The organism is Cognatundibacterium aquatile, from assembly GCF_014699135.1.
GTDB lineage: Bacteria > Pseudomonadota > Gammaproteobacteria > Burkholderiales > Burkholderiaceae_D > Undibacterium > Undibacterium aquatile.
On the sequence record NZ_JACOFT010000001.1, the window covers coordinates 244,364 to 261,771 of the forward strand.

The 17,408-nt window shown below is 50.4% G+C and carries 17 protein-coding genes; 8 read left to right on the plus strand and 9 right to left on the minus strand.

Going from position 1 to position 17,408, the window contains the following annotated elements; all coding sequences use genetic code 11:
- Positions 1–5: 5 nt before the first annotated feature.
- From H8K26_RS01070 to dnaA, 5 genes are all read right to left on the minus strand, one after another.
- Entirely contained in the window at positions 6–326 is a 321-nt protein-coding gene (locus H8K26_RS01070) for a nucleotidyltransferase family protein (RefSeq protein ID WP_190476726.1), read from the minus strand.
- Positions 327–334: 8 nt separating this feature from the next.
- Positions 335–754 carry a nucleotidyltransferase substrate binding protein gene (locus H8K26_RS01075; RefSeq protein WP_190476728.1) on the minus strand — a complete coding sequence of 140 codons (420 nt, stop codon included), beginning with the start codon at positions 752–754 and terminating at the stop codon, positions 335–337.
- Positions 755–950: 196 nt separating this feature from the next.
- Complete coding sequence (gyrB, locus tag H8K26_RS01080) at positions 951–3,455, minus strand: DNA topoisomerase (ATP-hydrolyzing) subunit B (protein WP_190476729.1); 2,505 nt, start codon at positions 3,453–3,455, stop codon at positions 951–953.
- A gap of 181 nt (positions 3,456–3,636) precedes the next feature.
- A complete protein-coding gene (gene dnaN, locus H8K26_RS01085; RefSeq protein ID WP_190476731.1) occupies positions 3,637–4,743 on the minus strand; it encodes a DNA polymerase III subunit beta in 1,107 nt (368 codons plus the stop codon).
- Positions 4,744–5,033: 290 nt separating this feature from the next.
- The gene (dnaA, locus tag H8K26_RS01090) at positions 5,034–6,416 is read right to left on the minus strand and encodes a chromosomal replication initiator protein DnaA (protein ID WP_186883996.1); all 1,383 of its coding nucleotides are present in this window, start codon (positions 6,414–6,416) and stop codon (positions 5,034–5,036) included.
- A 521-nt stretch (positions 6,417–6,937) separates the two neighbouring features.
- Here dnaA and rpmH point away from each other — a divergent pair.
- The 5 genes from rpmH (at position 6,938) to mnmE (ending at position 11,137) form a co-directional block, all read left to right on the plus strand.
- Positions 6,938–7,072 carry a 50S ribosomal protein L34 gene (gene rpmH / locus H8K26_RS01095; protein ID WP_061535510.1) on the plus strand — a complete coding sequence of 45 codons (135 nt, stop codon included), beginning with the start codon at positions 6,938–6,940 and terminating at the stop codon, positions 7,070–7,072.
- Between the two features lie 40 nt (positions 7,073–7,112).
- Positions 7,113–7,520 carry a ribonuclease P protein component gene (gene rnpA / locus H8K26_RS01100; RefSeq protein WP_186883995.1) on the plus strand — a complete coding sequence of 136 codons (408 nt, stop codon included), beginning with the start codon at positions 7,113–7,115 and terminating at the stop codon, positions 7,518–7,520.
- A 1-nt stretch (position 7,521) separates the two neighbouring features.
- On the plus strand, positions 7,522–7,821 hold the full coding sequence (yidD, locus tag H8K26_RS01105; RefSeq protein ID WP_186896068.1) for a membrane protein insertion efficiency factor YidD: 300 nt from the start codon (positions 7,522–7,524) through the stop codon (positions 7,819–7,821).
- Between the two features lie 9 nt (positions 7,822–7,830).
- On the plus strand, positions 7,831–9,576 hold the full coding sequence (gene yidC, locus H8K26_RS01110; RefSeq protein ID WP_190476733.1) for a membrane protein insertase YidC: 1,746 nt from the start codon (positions 7,831–7,833) through the stop codon (positions 9,574–9,576).
- Positions 9,577–9,730: 154 nt separating this feature from the next.
- Positions 9,731–11,137: a tRNA uridine-5-carboxymethylaminomethyl(34) synthesis GTPase MnmE gene (mnmE, locus tag H8K26_RS01115; protein WP_190476735.1), complete on the plus strand. Its 1,407-nt coding sequence runs from the start codon at positions 9,731–9,733 to the stop codon at positions 11,135–11,137.
- 125 nt (positions 11,138–11,262) lie between these two features.
- Here the strand turns inward: mnmE and H8K26_RS01120 are convergent, their stop codons facing one another.
- Both H8K26_RS01120 and H8K26_RS01125 read right to left on the minus strand, forming a co-directional pair.
- Positions 11,263–11,901, minus strand: coding sequence for a DsbA family protein (locus tag H8K26_RS01120; RefSeq protein ID WP_190476736.1), 639 nt, complete (start codon positions 11,899–11,901; stop codon positions 11,263–11,265).
- A 12-nt stretch (positions 11,902–11,913) separates the two neighbouring features.
- Positions 11,914–12,780: an MBL fold metallo-hydrolase gene (locus H8K26_RS01125; RefSeq protein WP_190476738.1), complete on the minus strand. Its 867-nt coding sequence runs from the start codon at positions 12,778–12,780 to the stop codon at positions 11,914–11,916.
- A gap of 121 nt (positions 12,781–12,901) precedes the next feature.
- Here H8K26_RS01125 and H8K26_RS01130 point away from each other — a divergent pair, with 121 nt between their 5' ends.
- Positions 12,902–13,792, plus strand: a complete 891-nt coding sequence (locus H8K26_RS01130; RefSeq protein ID WP_190476740.1) for a LysR family transcriptional regulator — start codon at positions 12,902–12,904, stop codon at positions 13,790–13,792.
- A gap of 52 nt (positions 13,793–13,844) precedes the next feature.
- Here H8K26_RS01130 and H8K26_RS01135 read toward each other — a convergent pair whose 3' ends face one another.
- Complete coding sequence (locus tag H8K26_RS01135; RefSeq protein WP_190476742.1) at positions 13,845–14,168, minus strand: hypothetical protein; 324 nt, start codon at positions 14,166–14,168, stop codon at positions 13,845–13,847.
- A 280-nt stretch (positions 14,169–14,448) separates the two neighbouring features.
- Between H8K26_RS01135 and H8K26_RS01140 the strand changes: the two genes are divergently transcribed.
- A complete protein-coding gene (locus H8K26_RS01140) occupies positions 14,449–15,228 on the plus strand; it encodes a class II glutamine amidotransferase (RefSeq protein ID WP_190476744.1) in 780 nt (259 codons plus the stop codon).
- Positions 15,225–16,151, plus strand: coding sequence for a LysR family transcriptional regulator (locus tag H8K26_RS01145; RefSeq protein WP_190476746.1), 927 nt, complete (start codon positions 15,225–15,227; stop codon positions 16,149–16,151). Before H8K26_RS01140 ends, H8K26_RS01145 begins: the two co-directional genes overlap by 4 nt.
- A 77-nt stretch (positions 16,152–16,228) precedes the next feature.
- Here the strand turns inward: H8K26_RS01145 and H8K26_RS01150 are convergent, their stop codons facing one another.
- Positions 16,229–17,368 (minus strand): BMP family ABC transporter substrate-binding protein, encoded by a 1,140-nt coding sequence (locus H8K26_RS01150; protein ID WP_190476747.1) that lies wholly within the window; start codon positions 17,366–17,368, stop codon positions 16,229–16,231.
- Positions 17,369–17,408 lie beyond the last annotated feature (40 nt).

Here is a 17,408-nt window from a genome sequence, read left to right on the forward strand (position 1 = left end):
CTTTTTCACTTAAGTTTGACTCTATGACTTTGAACAATTTCACGAAACGCTGGACTCAGCGTCGCCCAATCCACCACATCCACCTTGAAAGGCAAATTTGATTCGGAGAAATCGTGTTCGATTGTGGCGAGCAGGCTGAGTGTTAAGGGAGTATTGCCGATGATGGCGAGATCCAGATCGGAGTACGGTTTTTCTGTGTGGGTTGCCCTTGAACCAAAAGCCCAAACTTCGTTCTCTGGTACGTGTTTTTGTAATATGGCGGAGACGATCAGCCATTGGTCTGGCGTGATGGCGATGTTTGGCTGCGTGTTTGCTGGATTTGTCATCACATGTTTCACGTTGGCGGCGTACCGCGTTTTTTCAGTTCTGCCAGTAATGCTTGCCCCTCAAGCAGAAAATCCGGCACGATTTGCATGACTTCAATGGCTTTGGATTCGTCATAGGTGTGGCTGGTGATACTCCGTGCTTTACGGTAATCTTTCCAACGATCCCAGCCGTTGCGCAGTAAGCCTTGTTCGCTGCCGGTTCTGATTAAGTCTGCGAATGGCAGCTCATCAATTTCAACCGGATTAGCCGCAGCAAGTTCGAGATAACGCTTGAGCATTTTGTGCGAAAGCTCGTAGCAGAATTCAAAGCGTTGAATACAAGCGTCGCGATAAAGTGAATTGTGTGCATCAGCAGCGTAGGCTTGTAATGCTTCGCTCAGACGTTGCAAGGCATTTTCTAATGAACTTAGATCGAGTTGAATAGCCATGATTTCTCCGCTGGTATTCTGATAAAGAAAAATCTTAATTCAGCGCGGCCTTGTCGCGCAATGTCTATGCGCCTTGCAGGGGCGAATGACTGGAAGTGCGCGTGGATGATATGTGTCTGGCCTTACTGTTTTATATTTTCTCATTCAACAAAAAAGCCCAACCAAATGGCAGGGCTTTTTGTTGTTCCATGTTATATCAAACGTCAATATTCCCCGCCCTTAACGCATTGCTTTCAATGAAGGCACGGCGGGGTTCTACGTCGTCGCCCATCAGGGTGGTGAAGATCTGGTCGGCGGCGATCGCGTCTTCGATTTGCACTTTGAGTAAGCGGCGCACGGTTGGGTCCATGGTGGTTTCCCAGAGTTGGCTTGGGTTCATTTCACCCAGACCTTTGTAGCGCTGTTTGGAGACGCCGCGTTCGGCTTCTTCGCGCAACCACAGCATGGCGTGGTGGAAATCCTGCACAGCGATTTCCTTGATGCGTTCGCCTTCACCACGGCGGATGAACGCGCCTTCGCCTAACAAGCCTTTAAATGTGGCGGCCGCGTTTTCCAATACTTTGTAATCGGCGCTGACGACGAAATCAGATTCGATGTTGCTGACTTTGATGTTGCCATGATGCAGGCGTTCTACACGCAGGGTACGGGTGCCATTGACATCATCATTGATGGCGACGACTTTGATTGCCGGGTCGTTGATGGTGTTGGTCATTTGCAGAGCAGTTTGTTCGGTACTTTCTGCGCTCTCAAAATTCAGGGTGACACCAGTCATGATCGCTGTCAGTGCGGCGCGATCGATCAGGCGTGTCAGACGGGTCATGATGGCGTTGGCCAGATTGTATTGGCGTACCAATTCGGCCAGTGCGTCGCCAGTGATAGGCGCTGCGCCTGTGCTTGGTATCAGCGATGCGTTGGTCAGTGCCACGGTCATCATGTATTGCGCTTCTTCGGCATCGTCTTTGAGGTAGCGTTCATCGCGACCGGCTTTGACTTTGTAGAGTGGTGGTTGTGCGATGTAGATGTGGCCGCGTTCGACCAGTTGCGGCATCTGGCGATAGAACAGGGTCAGCAGCAGGGTGCGGATGTGGGCACCGTCAACGTCGGCATCGGTCATGATGATGATGCGGTGATAGCGTAATTTATCGGCGTTGAATTCGTCAGGGCCGATGGATGTGCCGAGGGTGGCGATCAGGGTGGTGATCTGTTCGCTCGACAGCATTTTTTCAAAGCGGGCTTTTTCTACGTTCAGCACTTTACCGCGCAATGGCAAAATCGCCTGGAATTTACGATCACGGCCTTGCTTCGCAGAGCCACCCGCAGAGTCACCTTCGACGATATACAGTTCGCACAGGGCAGGGTCTTTTTCCTGGCAGTCGGCGAGTTTGGAAGATAAGCCTAAACCATCCATCACGCCTTTACGACGAGTCAGTTCGCGGGCTTTGCGGGCGGCTTCGCGGGCGCGCGATGCTTCAACGATTTTGCCGCAAATGATTTTGGCGTCGTTTGGTTTTTCAGCCAGATAATCCGTCAATGTTTTGGTGACGATTTCTTCGACAGGGCCGCGCACTTCAGAAGACACCAGCTTATCTTTTGTCTGCGAGCTGAATTTTGGTTCAGGAACTTTGACGGACAAGACGCAGGTTAAGCCTTCGCGCATATCGTCGCCGGTGACTTCGACTTTGGCTTTCTTTGCGTATTCGTGTTCGTCGATATATTTATTGATCACGCGCGTCATCGCTGCACGCAAACCGGTCAGATGCGTTCCGCCGTCGCGTTGCGGAATATTGTTGGTGAAGCACAGCACTTGTTCGTTGTAGGCATCGTTCCATTGCATGGAAACGTCCACGGTGATGTTGGTGCCCTGATCCGACATTTTTTCACCAGTTGCTTGGAAAATGGTCGGATGCAAGACCGATTTATTCTTGTTGATGTATTCAACGAAACCACGGGTGCCACCTTCAAAAGCAAATACTTCTTCTTTGCCGGTGCGGTGATCATTCAGTTTGATGCGTACGCCGTTATTCAGGAATGAGAGTTCGCGGATACGTTTTGCCAGGATCTCGTAATGAAATTCAACATGCGTGAAGATTTCTTCGTCAGCCCAGAAATGAACTTCGGTGCCGCGTTTGTCCGTGTCACCGATGACTTTGATCGGGGAAGTGAGAACGCCATCAACCGTTTCAAGTTCACGGTTTTGCGGAACACCACGGACAAATTCCATGGTGTGAACTTTGCCATCGCGGCGTATCGTCAGCTTCAGTAATTTGGACAAGCCATTCACGCAGGAAACACCGACACCATGCAAACCACCGGATACTTTGTACGAGTTCTGATCGAATTTACCACCTGCATGCAATTCGGTCATGACGATTTCGGCGGCGCTGCGTTTTGGTTCGTGCTTATCGTCCCATTTGATGCCGGTCGGAATGCCGCGACCGTTATCAGTTATGGAGATGGAATTGTCGGTATGAATCGCAACGTTGATCTCGGTACAGTGTCCTGCCAGCGATTCGTCAATCGAGTTATCTAAAACTTCAAATACCAGATGATGCAAGCCGGTGCCATCCGATGTATCGCCAATGTACATGCCGGGGCGCTTACGCACGGCTTCCAGGCCTTCCAGAATCTGGATGGAGGATGCGCCGTATTGCGCTGAACTGGCGGCTTGGGCTGGAGTATTGTCTTGGTTGTTATCGGACATGGCTACCTTCTGTTGTGTTTACTGCGTGTTCAAGGGTGTTAACTCCCTCTTGCGTAGGTGTAAGAGGGCGGGGTGACAGCAGAGTAAAACGCTGATCAGCAAGACTATGCAGGACGCGGCGTGATGACGGTGCTTTCATCCCCAACCCTTCTTCTGCGGACAGAAGAAGGGGCAGAGCAAATCAGATCCGCATTGGCATCACGACGTATTTAAAGTCGGTGTTGTCAGGAATGGTGATCAGTGCAGATGAATTTGAATCGCCCAAAGCAATGTTGACTTGCTCGCACTTCAGGTTATTCAACACATCCAGCAGATAACTGACATTGAAACCGATATCGACGTTGTCGCCACCGTAGTCGATTTCAATTTCTTCCATCGCTTCTTCCTGATCGGCATTGGTCGACAAGATTTGCATGCTGCCAGGTGTGATGACGCAGCGCACGCCTTTAAACTTGTCGCTGGTCATGATCGCGGCGCGTTGTAAAGAGCGCAGCAATTGTTCGCGACCCAGCGTGAAATTGTTTTTGTAACCTTTAGGAATCACGCGGTTGAAGTCTGGGAATTTGCCTTCGACCAGTTTGGAAATCAACTCGATATCAGCAAACGTCAGTTTGACCTGGTTATTCGCGATGTCGATTTGCACAGGATCATCTTTGTCTTCCAGCAAGCGCTGCAACTCTATGATGGTTTTGCGCGGAATGATGACTTCGTGGCGTGGAAATTCTTGTTCGACTTCGACCTGGCAATACGCCAGACGGTGACCATCAGTGGCGACGGCGATGACGTTTTTGCCATCGACCACCAGCAACAGACCGTTCAGGTAATAACGGATATCTTGTTGCGCCATGGAGAAATGCACCATGTTGAACAAGTGTTTCAGTGTTTTTTGTGGCAGGTTCACGCTGGCATTGAAGTGCTCAGCCTGCGCTACTGTAGGAAACTCTTCTGCTGCCAGCGTCTGCAACGAGAAACGGGATTTGCCCGATTGCACGCTCATGCGCTTGTTATCCAGTTTCAAGACAACATCATTGTCATCCGGCAGGGCGCGCAAGATGTCCAGCAACTTACGCGCAGCGACTGTGGTGGCAACGCTCTCGCCGCCAGAGCCGATTTCTGCTTTGGTCGTGATCTGCACCTCGATGTCCGTCGAGAGGAACGACACTTGTTCGCCATCTTTGCGAATGAGGATATTGGCCAAAATCGGCAATGTGTGCCGACGCTCGACAATACCACTCACAATTTGCAAAGGCCGGAGCAGGGTATCCCGGTGGGTTTTAACCAATTGCATTTGAATATCCTCACTTATGTTGTTGATAAGGGACCTGATTTGTGGGCGCCTCAGTTAAGTTCACTGGCAGTCGCATCTCGCACGTTGCTGCCTCTTGTTTTGCGATCTGCTTTCTGCCCGTGACTTTATCTGCTTCGTCTCTTATTACTTTTTATGTACTGCCTGACTACTTAAAAACTCACGCCTGACCCGAAAAGTGGGCGAGGCCTTTATACTTTGATTGCTGCTGTCACTTCTGCATCATGATGGTTCGGTTATTTTAGCCCGACCAGACTTTCAAGCTTCAGCGATCAACCCTTGAGCGTTTGTTCCAACACATGCAGCTCGTGGTTGCACTCAGGGTTTTTCGCGCGATCAGCTGTGATCTTGCGTACTGCATGCAAGACTGTGGTGTGATCGCGTCCGCCAAATAATTCACCAATTTCAGGCAAACTCTTTTGCGTCAGTTCTTTTGCCAGATACATCGCAATCTGGCGCGGTCTGGCGATATTGGCCGGACGTTTTTTAGAATACATATCAGCGACTTTGATATTAAAAAAGTCAGCCACGGTTTTCTGGATGTTTTCTACCGAGATCTGGCGGTTCTGCACCGACAATAAATCTTTCAGCGCTTCTTTCACCACATCGATCGTGATTTCTTTGCCGTGGAAGCGGGAGTAAGCAAGAATCTTGCGCAGTGCGCCTTCCAGCTCACGCACGTTTGAGCGCAGATGCTTGGCAACGAAAAACGCGACGTCGTCAGAAAAATGTACGCCTTCGGAATGCGCTTTTTTGAGCAGAATCGCCACCCGCATTTCCAGTTCCGGTGGTTCAATGGCGACCGTCAGACCAGAGTCAAAACGCGAAATCAGGCGGTCATCCATCCCCGTGATTTCTTTTGGATAAGTATCGCTGGTGATGATGATCTGTTTTTTTGCGGCGATCAGTGCTTCGAACGCATAGAAAAACTCTTCCTGCGTACGGCTTTTACCGCCAAAGAATTGAATGTCATCGATCAGCAACAGATCAAGCGAATGGTAATAACGTTTGAATTCATCAAAACCCTTGCGCTGATATGCCGTGACAACGTCGCGTACATATTGCTCAGCGTGGATGTAGCGGATTTTGGCATTCGGGTTGTCCACCAGAATCTGGTTGCCGATTGCATGAATCAAATGCGTCTTACCGAGCCCGACGCCACCATACAGAAACAGCGGGTTGTAAGATACGCCCGGATTATTCGCCACCTGTATCGCTGCGGCGCGTGCCAATTGATTCGCCTTACCTGTTACGAAGCTGTCGAAAGTCAGTTCGACATTGATGCGGCTCAGGTCGCGCCGTGGTGATGCTTCTGGCGCAGCCACAGCTTCCTGGACAATTTCGACATTAGCCGTGGAATGATCACCATCGCTGCCGTTGCCGCGAGGGGCGGGTGCAGCTGGCTTTTTGCCGCCACGCGGATCAAGTACAAACTGTACTTCGACTTCATCGTCCCAATATTGATTGGCTAATTCTGAAATGCGGTTAGCGAACTGGGCTTTCACCCAGTCGAGTTTAAAACGGTTAGGCGCAGCAATGCGCAGCTTGCCTTCTTCGAAGTCGAGCGGTACGAGAGGTTTGATCCAGGCGCTGTATTGTTGCGGTGGAAGCTCTTGCTCAAGTTGGGACGAACAGGCTTGCCAGAAATTTTCCATGTATGACTTTAATGTATTAAATGCAAATGCGCGGTGCCGAATCTATGAAGCGATTGCGAAATCAGTCTGCCATCCGGAAGCCGGAACGGCGCTTGTAGTTGAGAGAACACAGACGAATTTCGCAACAGTTTCTTATTATCCTTTTTGAACTCATTGTATCTGAGTCAGATCAAAAAAGTTGCCTTAAAGGCATAAACCGGTGCCGCGCTAATCCTCTATTTTAACCGCGACTGCAAGAGTTATCCACAGCCTTGAGATTAAATTTATTCTTCCCTATGCACGACCGTACGTAAACGGGCTTTGATTAAATTTTGTGCTAAGTGATTGACACGTAAGCTAAAAATGGTGTCTAATTCAGGGTTCCCTACCCTCTTTTATTGGATGGTGCATCGTTTTTACGACATGCAACAAGCCATGAGCAGCGGTTTTGGGGCAGTAAAGGTGAAAAGCCTGACGTCAATTAAACGCAAGCCTTTACCCGTAATTCCGATTTTTTTTATTGCTCAAATAGCGAGACCAACATGAAACGTACTTACCAACCTTCCGTCGTTCGCCGCAAGCGCACCCACGGTTTCCGCGCACGTATGGCAACCCGCGGTGGCCGCGCTGTTCTGAACGCACGCCGTGCCAAAGGCCGTAAACGCCTGGCAGCTTGATTTTAAATTGTTGGTCTGCGGCAGCTCTGGCTGAAATCGCATGATCAATCATTTAACTGACCCAGTTCAGGCAGATGCAGGCGGTGCAGATTTTGCCCGCGTTCGTCGCATCGTTAAAACGGATGAGTTTTCATCCGTTTTTCGTTTGCGCCCCGTACAAAAAACGCCGCATTTTGTGCTGTATGCCAGAACCAATGATTTGCCGCACGCTCGTCTGGGTGTTGTTGCTGCCAAGCGCTTTGCGCCCCGGGCGGTGACACGCAACACGATCAAGCGCGTCACGCGTGAGATCTTCCGGTGCTCAGCGTTGCAAAACGTGGATTGTATTGTGCGCTTATCCAGACCAGTGAACAGCAAAGACGGTCCTGCGACAACTGCCCAGCTCAAACGTGAGCTGCGGGCGGAAATCGTGCGTCTGTTCGCTGCGCCTGCTTGTAAGGCTGGCTGATATGAAAACACTGCTGCTCCTGTTGCTACGCTTTTATAAGTACGCAATCAGTCCTATGTTGGGGCAGAATTGTCGTTTTTACCCCAGTTGTTCTGAATATGCAGCAGAGGCGATTCAGCTGCATGGTGCCGTTAAGGGAAGTTATTTAGCCGGCAAACGCCTGTGCAAATGTCATCCCTGGCATCCTGGTGGCGTGGATAATGTTCCACCTGCCGGTGAAAAAAATAAGACCGTCCCCACATCCGACAAGTGTTGCCACGATCATACTGGCGACACTGGTCATTCCTCACACCTTTCCTGACATACACAAATGGATATCAAACGTACCGTCCTGTGGGTTATTTTCTCTATGTCGCTGTTGCTCCTGTGGGACAACTGGATGCGCCACAATGGCAAATCGTCCATGTTTTTTCCTTCCGCGACCACGCAGCAAAGTAAAAATACCAATGCTCCGGCTTCTGCCTCCGCTGTGGCCGCACCAACACCGGCAGTCAGTGCAAATGGCGCTCCGGTCTCTGCGAATAACCCTGCCGTTGCTCCTGTCAAGAGCGAGATCATCACGATCACGACTGACGTGATGAAAGCCGATATCGACACGCTGGGTGGTGAGGTTCGACGTCTTGAATTGTTGAAATACAAAGAGGACGCTAAACACGAGCATTTCTACACGCCGTTTCTGGAAGCCGTTGGCTTGAAAGAAAAGACAGAAAATCACAAAAATGTTGTTCTGTTTGATGCTGGCGAAAAACGAATTTATCTGGCACAGACTGGCCTGATCAACGGTGCATTTCCTAACCATAAATCTGTGTTTGTTGCGAAACCAGGTAAGCGTACGCTGGATGCAGATAGCAGCGTTCAATTGGTGCTGGAGTCAGAACAGAATGGCGTGAAACTGACGAAAACCTTTACCTTCAAAAAAGGTGATTACGCAGTCGGCGTTCAACATACGGTCAGCAACAACAGCACAGCGGCGATTACTCCATCGCTGTACTTGCAGTTAATTCACGATGGCACAAAACCAGAGGGTGGCTCGATGTTCACCGGCCCAAGTGAATTTTATGCACCGGCAATCTATACCGATGCTGAAAAATTCCAGAAACTGGATTTTGAAAAAATTCATAAAGCGGAAAAAGAATTGGCTGGCAGCAGCAACAACAGCCATGCAAAATCAGCCGATAACGGCTGGGTTGCAGTGATACAGCATTTCTTTGTCTCCGCATTTGTACCGCAAGACAAGGGGGCGCGCGAGTTCCGCACGGAACAAGTGAAAGAGAATGTCTTCTCAGTCAGCACAGTATTGCCGCTGGGTAGTATCGCTCCGGGTGCAAGCAAATCTAGTGATGCTGTTTTGTATTCCGGTCCGCAATCGACTGCCACATTGGAAAAAATTGCCCCAGGTTTAGAGCTGGTGAAAGACTACGGCATCCTGGCAATTATCGCTAAACCATTGTTTGGTCTGATGGAGTTGATACACGGTCTGATCGGCAACTGGGGCTGGACTATCGTTGCCTTCACTATTGCAATCAAATTGGCCTTGTTCCCATTGTCAGCGGCTGGCTATCGCAGCATGGCGAAAATGAAAGTGGTTACGCCGAAGATGCAGGCAGTGCGCGAGCGTTATAAAAACGATCCGCAAAAAATGAATCAGGCGATGATGGAGTTGTACAAAACTGAGAAGATTAATCCACTCGGTGGCTGCTTCCCTATCCTGATTCAGATGCCGATTTTCCTGGCCTTGTACTGGGTATTGCAAGCCAGCGTGGAAATGCGCGGCGCACCATGGATGGGCTGGATCACTGATCTGACCGCACCTGATCCGTTGTTCATTTTGCCGGTGATTTATGCGATCTCGATGTACATCACAACCAAGCTCAATCCGGCACCGGCAGATCCTATGCAAGCGAAGATGATGATGTTCATGCCGTTAGCGTTTTCCGTCATGTTCTTCTTCTTCCCATCCGGTCTGGTACTGTACTGGGTCGTGAATAATATTCTGTCGATAGGTCAGCAATGGGTGATCAACAATAAATTGATTCCACCTGAGCACAAGGCTTAACGTCACACCAGAAAAAAGCCCGCGTTGTGCGGGCTTTTTTTATCGCTGCAACGATGTTCAGGCTGCAAGACGTAGCTTCAGCTTGTCGCATTTCAGTCACAGCTATTCAGACAATTCTGCACTTGAAGAGTGCAAGCACAGATAGAATTTCAACATGACTTACGATCCTATTCCCATCGCCGCCATTGCCACTGCCCCCGGACGCGGAGGCATCGGTGTTGTGCGGATTTCCGGTAAAAATCTGACTACCGTGATGACAGCGTTGTTTGGCAGCACCCAGTTAAAACCCCGTCACGCAACTTATCTGCCTTTTACACAATCGGATGGCACGGTCATTGATCAGGGTATCGCGCTGTATTTCAAAGCACCGCATTCGTATACCGGCGAAGACGTGATTGAGTTGCAAGGACATGGCGGCCCGGTCGTCATGCAAATGTTACTGAGTCGCTGTCTGGAAGCTGGTAAAGAATCTGGTCTGCGCTTGGCAGAGCCGGGTGAATTCACACAACGTGCGTTTTTGAATGACAAACTCGATCTGGCGCAGGCAGAGGCAGTTTCTGATCTGATTGAAGCATCGACCGAAGCTGCTGCGAAATCGGCTTCGCAATCCTTGTCCGGCGCATTTTCTAAAGTGATTCATGCCTTGGTGGAGAAGGTCGTGCATCTGCGTATGTTGGTGGAAGCGACACTGGATTTTCCTGAAGAAGAAATCGATTTTCTCGAAAAATCAAATGCACGAGGTCAGCTATCGGTGATACAGACCGCTTTGCAAAAAGTGTTCGAGCAGGCTGCGCAGGGCGCATTACTGCGTCAGGGTTTGAATGTGGTGCTGGCCGGGCAGCCGAATGTCGGTAAATCTTCTTTACTTAATTCGCTGGCTGGTGATGATGTGGCCATTGTCACACCGATTGCCGGCACGACCCGCGATAAAGTGACGGAAACCATCCATATCGAAGGCATACCGCTGAATATCATCGACACCGCAGGCATACGTCACGAGCACGACGATACCGAGCCCGGTGGTATCGTGAATGCCATTGATACGGTTGAGCGTATTGGCATTGAGCGCACCTGGGCCGAGGTTGAAAAGGCCGATGTGATTTTGCATCTGCTGGATGCCAGCCGCGGCCCGACCCGCGCTGACGAAGCCATTGTCGCCCGTTTTCCTGATGGTGTTCCTGTGATTCGCGTCTGGAACAAGATTGATCTCTCTGGTCATCATGCCAGCGTTGATTCTATGGATGATGCGACGCATATTTATCTGTCCGCCTCTGAGCATATCGGCATCGATCTGTTGCGCAAGGAGTTATTGCGTATTGCGGGCTGGCAGCAGACGGGTGAATCTTTATATCTGGCCCGCGAACGGCATCTGATTGCGTTGAAGCAAGCACATGAACATCTGCAAAATGCGGCTGAATACGCCGCGCAAAATGATCAGTCGCTGGATTTATTCGCCGAAGAACTGCGCCTGACACAAGATCGCCTCAACAGCATCACCGGTGAATTCACGTCGGACGATTTGCTGGGTGTGATTTTTTCACGTTTCTGTATAGGAAAGTAGACCGACACTTCTTGACGGCAGAATGATCTGTAATCACCGTGTTGGGGTAATTTGCTCGGATATGACGCTAAAAAAGCTGACCAAACGGTCAGCTTTTTTTATGGCGATGAGCGGAATGATTTGCGTCACGCTGCCGCAATGTCGCTGAGCAGGGTATCAAAGCTGGTGTACAGTGCATTACTTCTGAGCAGTCGGCTCCCCTGTTCATCGCTGATAATCAACGCCGGTACTCCTTGTACGCCGAAACTGTGCATCATTTCCTGTGCGTTGCGGATACGCGTCCGGTGACGGTCGCGCAGGGCATCGTCGGGTGATGCCAGACTGTCTGCAGCACGATTAAAATTGTTATTGCGTAAAACAGTGGTCACGACAGACCAATCACAGGTGTCCTGTGCGTACAGATAACGGGCTTCCTGTAACAGCCTGAGTGCGTCGAGTTCTCTTTCCGGTGCGCTCATCGCAACCGCGCTGAGCGCCATTGTTGCTGCTGCCGAATCGAACCGGCTACCCGGCTTACCCAGAATGTGCGAGCGGTATTCCGGAGTAAAGCGTTGTCCTGTGAGTTTTTCGATACGCTGATCATTTGACCATGCGTAATCAGCAAACGCCGCATCCATGACGCGTCCGCCGCTGTCCGAAAACAGGCCGGATGGTGCCAGCACCAGCGTGATATCGCTTTGTTCGCTCAGCTTTCCTATCATCGGTGCCGCACCGTAACACCAGCCACACAAGGGATCAAACAGATAGGTGATTGTCGTTTTCATGTTGCATTCTCCTTACCACTTCATTTCGCCTTTGTTGACCTTGGCGCCGATGTCCAGCGACATACTACCAGCGCTGATTTGCGGATAGGCCTGTTTCATTGCCTTGATCAGCTCTGCACTATTGCTGCTGGTCACGAGTGTTCTCTCAAATGTTTGCAGATAATCTTTAGTGAACGTGATGTTGCTGATGTCGATTTTTGTTCCTGATTGCATGTGGCTGGGTACGACGAGCTCAGGTTTCAGCGCTGCCATTTCGTTCAGTTGCGCGACCCAGGCGGCGCGCTCTGCTGCGGTTTGTGTGTCCGCCGTCCAGACATGCATCTGACCGAAAACACCGATATTACCGACAATGGCTTTGATGGACGGAATCCAGGTATAAGGGCGGTGCGCCAGTACGCCTTGTGTGCCGAGGATCTCAATGGTTTGCCCTTCCAGCGTCAGGGTATTCTCTGACAATGCTCGCGGTACCACTGGTTTGCGGGGTGCATTGGCGCCCATTTTAGGTCCCCAGAATGCGACTTTACCTGCCAGTTTCGGCATCAGCTTCTCCAGCACAGCCGGAGTCGTTACGACGTCAGCCTGAGGAAATATTTCTTTCAGTGTTTCCACACCAAAGTAGTAATCGGGATCAGCCTGACTGACATAGATGGTCGTCAATTGTTTTCCACTGTCGAGTACATTGGCGGCAATACGCAGTGCATCTGCGCGGGTAAAGCCGGCGTCAATGACCATCGCATCTTTCTCGCCATACACCAGGGTTGAATTAACGTTAAAACTATTGCCGTCCGCGTTGTACACCTTCACTTGCAGCGGTTGTGCTGCGTGTGCAGAGGTGAAAGCGATGGCGAGAGATGCGGCGACGATGGATGTGCGGATCATGGTGAACTCCTGTTGAGTATTAAAAAAACTGTTTTGCAGTACAGGTAGCTACTATAGTTTCAGTATTTGTACAGATAAATACGATAAATTGCGCATAACTGTTTCATAAAATGAGCGAATGATGGATAGACTGATTGCAATGCAAGTGTTTACCGAGGTGGCAAAGAGTGGCAGTTTTACGGCAACTGCTGACAAGCTCGATATGTCGCGTGCGATGGTCACGCGCTACGTCAGTGAACTCGAACAATGGCTGGGTGCACGTTTGCTGCAACGAACGACGCGACGCGTGACGCTGACCGATGCCGGTGAAAACTGTTTACGACGCAGTGAGCAAATGATGGCGCTGATGGAAAACATGGAGGAGGAAACCGGCAGCCACGAAGGCGAATTGCGGGGGCAGTTGCGCATCACTTGCAGCATGTCATTTGCCTATGCGCAGATCGCGGCAGCGATTGTGGATTTTTTGAAACGCTATCCGCAGCTAAAAATTGATCTGAACATCAGTGAAGGCGCGCTGAATCTGGTCGATGCCCGTATTGATCTGGCTATTCGCATCAGCGCTGAACCTGATCTCAGTCTGATAGGACGGGTACTGGCACCGTGCTCTTCAGTTCTGGTTGCGTCTCCCGCGTATCTTCGTGCTCATGGTATGCCACAGACACCAGCCGAACTGGCGGCACACCGTGGTCTCAGCTATGCCAATTTTGGTAAAAGTGTGTGGACTCTCAGGCGCGGGGAGGAACTGGTATCCGTCAGAATCAGCAGCTATTTCAGCGCCAATGAAGCAACCGCATTGTTGTGCGCTGCGCAGGCCGGTGGCGGCATTGCTCTGCAACCGGTTTATCTGGCAAAGCCATATCTGGAAGACGGAAGCCTGCAAGTGGTGCTGCCCGAATGGCAATTGCCGGACATGTCTATCTATGCGCTATACCCGTCACGCAAACATTTGTCGCCAGCGGTAAGGGCTTTACTGGATTTTCTGGCAGAGCGCTTTGCCAATAGGACGTGGTAGTGATGAATACCGGTTGACTGAATATGCTCGCTGTCGATGACGACGGGCAGCGTCACACCACTTTGTTTAATTCCGCCAGCACCGCATTTCTGAGTATGCGCAAATAAAAGTAGTCGCAAAAAAACAATATGATCCATGCAAATCCTACTTGGACAAATGTCTGCAGCATGAACGAACCGCCAGACGAGGTTGTCGACGGAAAAATATAAAAAAAACAGACCAGGATGCCGACAAAGACGGCTCGCCAATGGCCCCATTGTGTAGAAAAGGACGTCTTTTCTGCTTCTGCCAGCAAGCGCGGATAGTGCGCAGGGGCGACCGATTTCAGCTCAGGAATGGCTGACAAAACCGCACTGATACCGAATGTATTGATCATGCTTTGCCTCAGGTGTCTGTATTTCAGGATGGATAGAAACGGTAAGTTTGTTGTTCTTTATGTAGTAGTAAATACATGTTTATTTTAATCTTTTTCCTTATCATAGAGGAATCTATCTGATCAGTTGGGTCACTGTTGCAGCTTCTTGCTGCGCTGTTGAAATCTACTAACACTTGTTAGCAGCAAGCTGATAATCGCAGTCTGAATATACATCGCCCGGGAGCATAAATAAGTTCGCCTATGTTAAGGTGTGCGGATACCGAATTTTTCTGTTTGCATCATGTGTCAATTATTAGGAATGAACTGCAATACCCCGACCGACATCGTGTTCAGTTTCACGGGTTTTGCGACGCGCGGCGGACGTACCGACGAGCATAAAGATGGCTGGGGCATCGCTTTTTTTGAGGGCAATGGTGTACGTCATTTTGTCGATCATCAGCCCGCAGTCAGCTCACCGGTGGCTGATCTGATCAAGCGTTTACCGATCCAATCAAAAAATGTGATTGCGCATATCCGTAAGGCGACACAAGGTGAAGTCATGTTGGAAAATTGCCATCCGTTTGTGCGCGAATGCTGGGGCCGTTACTGGGTATTTGCCCATAATGGCGACCTGAAAGAATTCGCGCCTGAACTCGATGGCAGTTTTTTACCGGTAGGAACGACGGATAGTGAACGTGCTTTTTGCTTCATCTTGCAGCAAATGCGCCATCGGTTTGGACGAACTTTACCTGCATTGCCCGAGCTGACTTCGTTTCTGCGCGGGATTGCCAGCGAAATCGCCGCATTTGGTACATTCAATATGATGCTCTCAAACGGTGAAGCCTTATTCACTCACTGTTCGACCAAATTACATTACATCATCCGGCAGTATCCGTTCACGACGGCGAATTTATCGGATGAGCAGGTGACGGTTGATTTTGCTGAGGTCACCACACCGGATGACAGAGTGGCGGTGATCGTCACCGAACCGCTGACCAGCGACGAAATATGGACGCAGTTTGCCCCTGGAGAAATGAAAGTGTTTGTCGACGGCAAGGTGCAGACGGAGTTACTGGCATGAGCGGGCGCCCGGTTGATCAGCTGGACGCCAACTTGCTGCGGGTATTGCATACCTTGCTGAGCGAACGCAGTGTCACGCGTACCGCAATGAAGCTGGGGCAATCTCAACCTGCCATCAGCAATATGCTCAAACGCCTGCGGGATATCACTGGCGATGCAATTCTGGTGCGCGGTAAAAATGGCATGACGTCGACCGAACGCGGGCAGGAGTTACTGCTATTGGCGCGTCAGGGGCTGAGTCTGCTGGAAAGCATTGCCAGCCCACCACCGGCATTTGTCGCGGCGACCAGCGAGCGGGTATTTCATCTCGGTGCGCCCGATTACCTCAGCGTCTTACTGATTCCTCTGGTGATGGAAAAAGTGCGGGAACTCGCGCCCAACGCAGTTCTGGTTGTGCATGCACTGAATGCCGGTTTTGATTATGCCGCCGCGCTGGAAAGTGGAGAGCTGGATTGCGTGATCGGTAACTGGCCTGATTTACCGCCGCATTTGCATATCGCGCAGTTGTTTGAAGACGACGTCGTTTGCATGGTGAATCGTAAACATCCTGTTGTCGGCAAAGGATTGTCGCTGAAATATTATCTGGAAATGGCACATCTGGCACCGACGCCTTACATGATGGGACACCGCAGCATTATTGATACGGCGCTGGCGGAGCAGGGACTGAAACGTAAGATACAGATGACAATACCGTATTTCGGCATGGTGCCGTACATCTTGTCGAAGACGGATTTGGTTTTCACGACCAGCCGCAGCTTTGCCGTTCAGTGTGCGAAAGACTGGCCGATAGAAATATTAGCGATGCCGATTGCGATGCCGAAGATGCAGTTCTTCATGTTGTGGCACGAGCGGGTACATGCGGCAGCTGAAGTGCAATGGCTGCGCCGTATAGTGGCAGAGGCCGCCGGTGAAGTCTACGCCTGAGACAGGGCGCAGATAAAAAACGTCGCCGGGTGTGGCACTGGGCGACGTTTTTATTTGACTATGTGATCAGAGGCAGATCAGCCTGGTACTTTGCCATCCACGCCTTCAACATAGAACTTGATTTCGTGCAGGAACTTGTCGTCAGCAACGACATCTTTACCCAGCACTTCTTTGCCTGTGTTGTCTTTGATCGGACCTTTCCAGATTGGCGCTGTGCCATCAATCACACCCTGACGTTTTTCAGCGATGAGTTTTTTCACATCATCGGATAAATTCGCATTGAATGCTTTCAGGTCTATCATGTTTTCTTTCAGACCCCACCAGGTGGTTTCTGATTTCCATTTGCCTTCCATCGCTTCGCCAACGCGCTTGATGTAGTAGCCGCTCCAGTCGATTACCGACGCTGCAGCATGCGCTTTCGGACCGAATTTCGTCATGTCGCTATCCCAGCCGAAAGCCACCACGCCTTTTTCTTCGGCTGTCTGTACAACTGCTGCAGAATCCGTGTTTTGCATCAGTACATCAACACCCTGACCAACCAGTGTCGTTGCTGCTTCGCGTTCTTTGCCCGGATCAAACCATTTGTTAACCCACACAACCTTGGTCGTTGCTTTAGGATTCACGGCACGTGCACCAAGCGTAAATGCGTTGATGTTACGCAGCACTTCTGGAATTGGTACGGAAGCGACCACGCCCAATTTGCCGGATTTGCTCAATTTACCGGCAGCGATACCCGCCAGATAAGCGCCTTCATAAGTACGGACATCGTATTGCGCCAGATTGTCAGCCGTTTTGTAGCCCGTTGCGTGTTCAAATTTCACATCAGGAAAATCTTTCGCTACTTTCAGCATTGCTTCCATGTAACCGAAGGTGGTACCGAAAATTACCTTGTTACCTTGTGTTGCCAGATCGCGAATTACGCGTTCAGCATCAGCAGCACTTTCCGGTACATTTTCGACAAATGTGGTTTTTACTTTGTCGCCGAATTTGGCTTCGACCTGTTTGCGTGCCGCATCGTGGGCATAAGTCCAGCCCGCGTCGCCGACTGGGCCAACATAGATGAAGCCGACTTTTAAAGGTTCAGCTGCTGCCGTTGCGGCAACCGTACTGGCTGGCGCGGCTTCAGGTTTTGCTTCTTCTTTTTTACCGCAAGCAGCAAGGCCAAAGACCGCCAGTGACATTGCTGCCACCAGTGTTTTTCTACGGGAAATTTTCATAATGAGCTTCCTTCGGTGAACAAAAAATAAGGTTTTCAAA

Excerpts from the sequence above, each read along its gene's own strand:
- H8K26_RS01070 (WP_190476726.1), bottom strand. The coding sequence starts at position 326 with ATGACAAATCCAGCAAACACGCAGCCAAACATCGCCATCACGCCAGAC.
- H8K26_RS01075 (WP_190476728.1), bottom strand. The coding sequence starts at position 754 with ATGGCTATTCAACTCGATCTAAGTTCATTAGAAAATGCCTTGCAACGT.
- gyrB (WP_190476729.1), bottom strand. The coding sequence starts at position 3,455 with ATGTCCGATAACAACCAAGACAATACTCCAGCCCAAGCCGCCAGTTCA.
- dnaN (WP_190476731.1), bottom strand. The coding sequence starts at position 4,743 with ATGCAATTGGTTAAAACCCACCGGGATACCCTGCTCCGGCCTTTGCAA.
- dnaA (WP_186883996.1), bottom strand. The coding sequence starts at position 6,416 with ATGGAAAATTTCTGGCAAGCCTGTTCGTCCCAACTTGAGCAAGAGCTT.
- rpmH (WP_061535510.1), top strand. The coding sequence starts at position 6,938 with ATGAAACGTACTTACCAACCTTCCGTCGTTCGCCGCAAGCGCACCCAC.
- rnpA (WP_186883995.1), top strand. The coding sequence starts at position 7,113 with ATGATCAATCATTTAACTGACCCAGTTCAGGCAGATGCAGGCGGTGCA.
- yidD (WP_186896068.1), top strand. The coding sequence starts at position 7,522 with ATGAAAACACTGCTGCTCCTGTTGCTACGCTTTTATAAGTACGCAATC.
- yidC (WP_190476733.1), top strand. The coding sequence starts at position 7,831 with ATGGATATCAAACGTACCGTCCTGTGGGTTATTTTCTCTATGTCGCTG.
- mnmE (WP_190476735.1), top strand. The coding sequence starts at position 9,731 with ATGACTTACGATCCTATTCCCATCGCCGCCATTGCCACTGCCCCCGGA.
- H8K26_RS01120 (WP_190476736.1), bottom strand. The coding sequence starts at position 11,901 with ATGAAAACGACAATCACCTATCTGTTTGATCCCTTGTGTGGCTGGTGT.
- H8K26_RS01125 (WP_190476738.1), bottom strand. The coding sequence starts at position 12,780 with ATGATCCGCACATCCATCGTCGCCGCATCTCTCGCCATCGCTTTCACC.
- H8K26_RS01130 (WP_190476740.1), top strand. The coding sequence starts at position 12,902 with ATGGATAGACTGATTGCAATGCAAGTGTTTACCGAGGTGGCAAAGAGT.
- H8K26_RS01135 (WP_190476742.1), bottom strand. The coding sequence starts at position 14,168 with ATGATCAATACATTCGGTATCAGTGCGGTTTTGTCAGCCATTCCTGAG.
- H8K26_RS01140 (WP_190476744.1), top strand. The coding sequence starts at position 14,449 with ATGTGTCAATTATTAGGAATGAACTGCAATACCCCGACCGACATCGTG.
- H8K26_RS01145 (WP_190476746.1), top strand. The coding sequence starts at position 15,225 with ATGAGCGGGCGCCCGGTTGATCAGCTGGACGCCAACTTGCTGCGGGTA.
- H8K26_RS01150 (WP_190476747.1), bottom strand. The coding sequence starts at position 17,368 with ATGAAAATTTCCCGTAGAAAAACACTGGTGGCAGCAATGTCACTGGCG.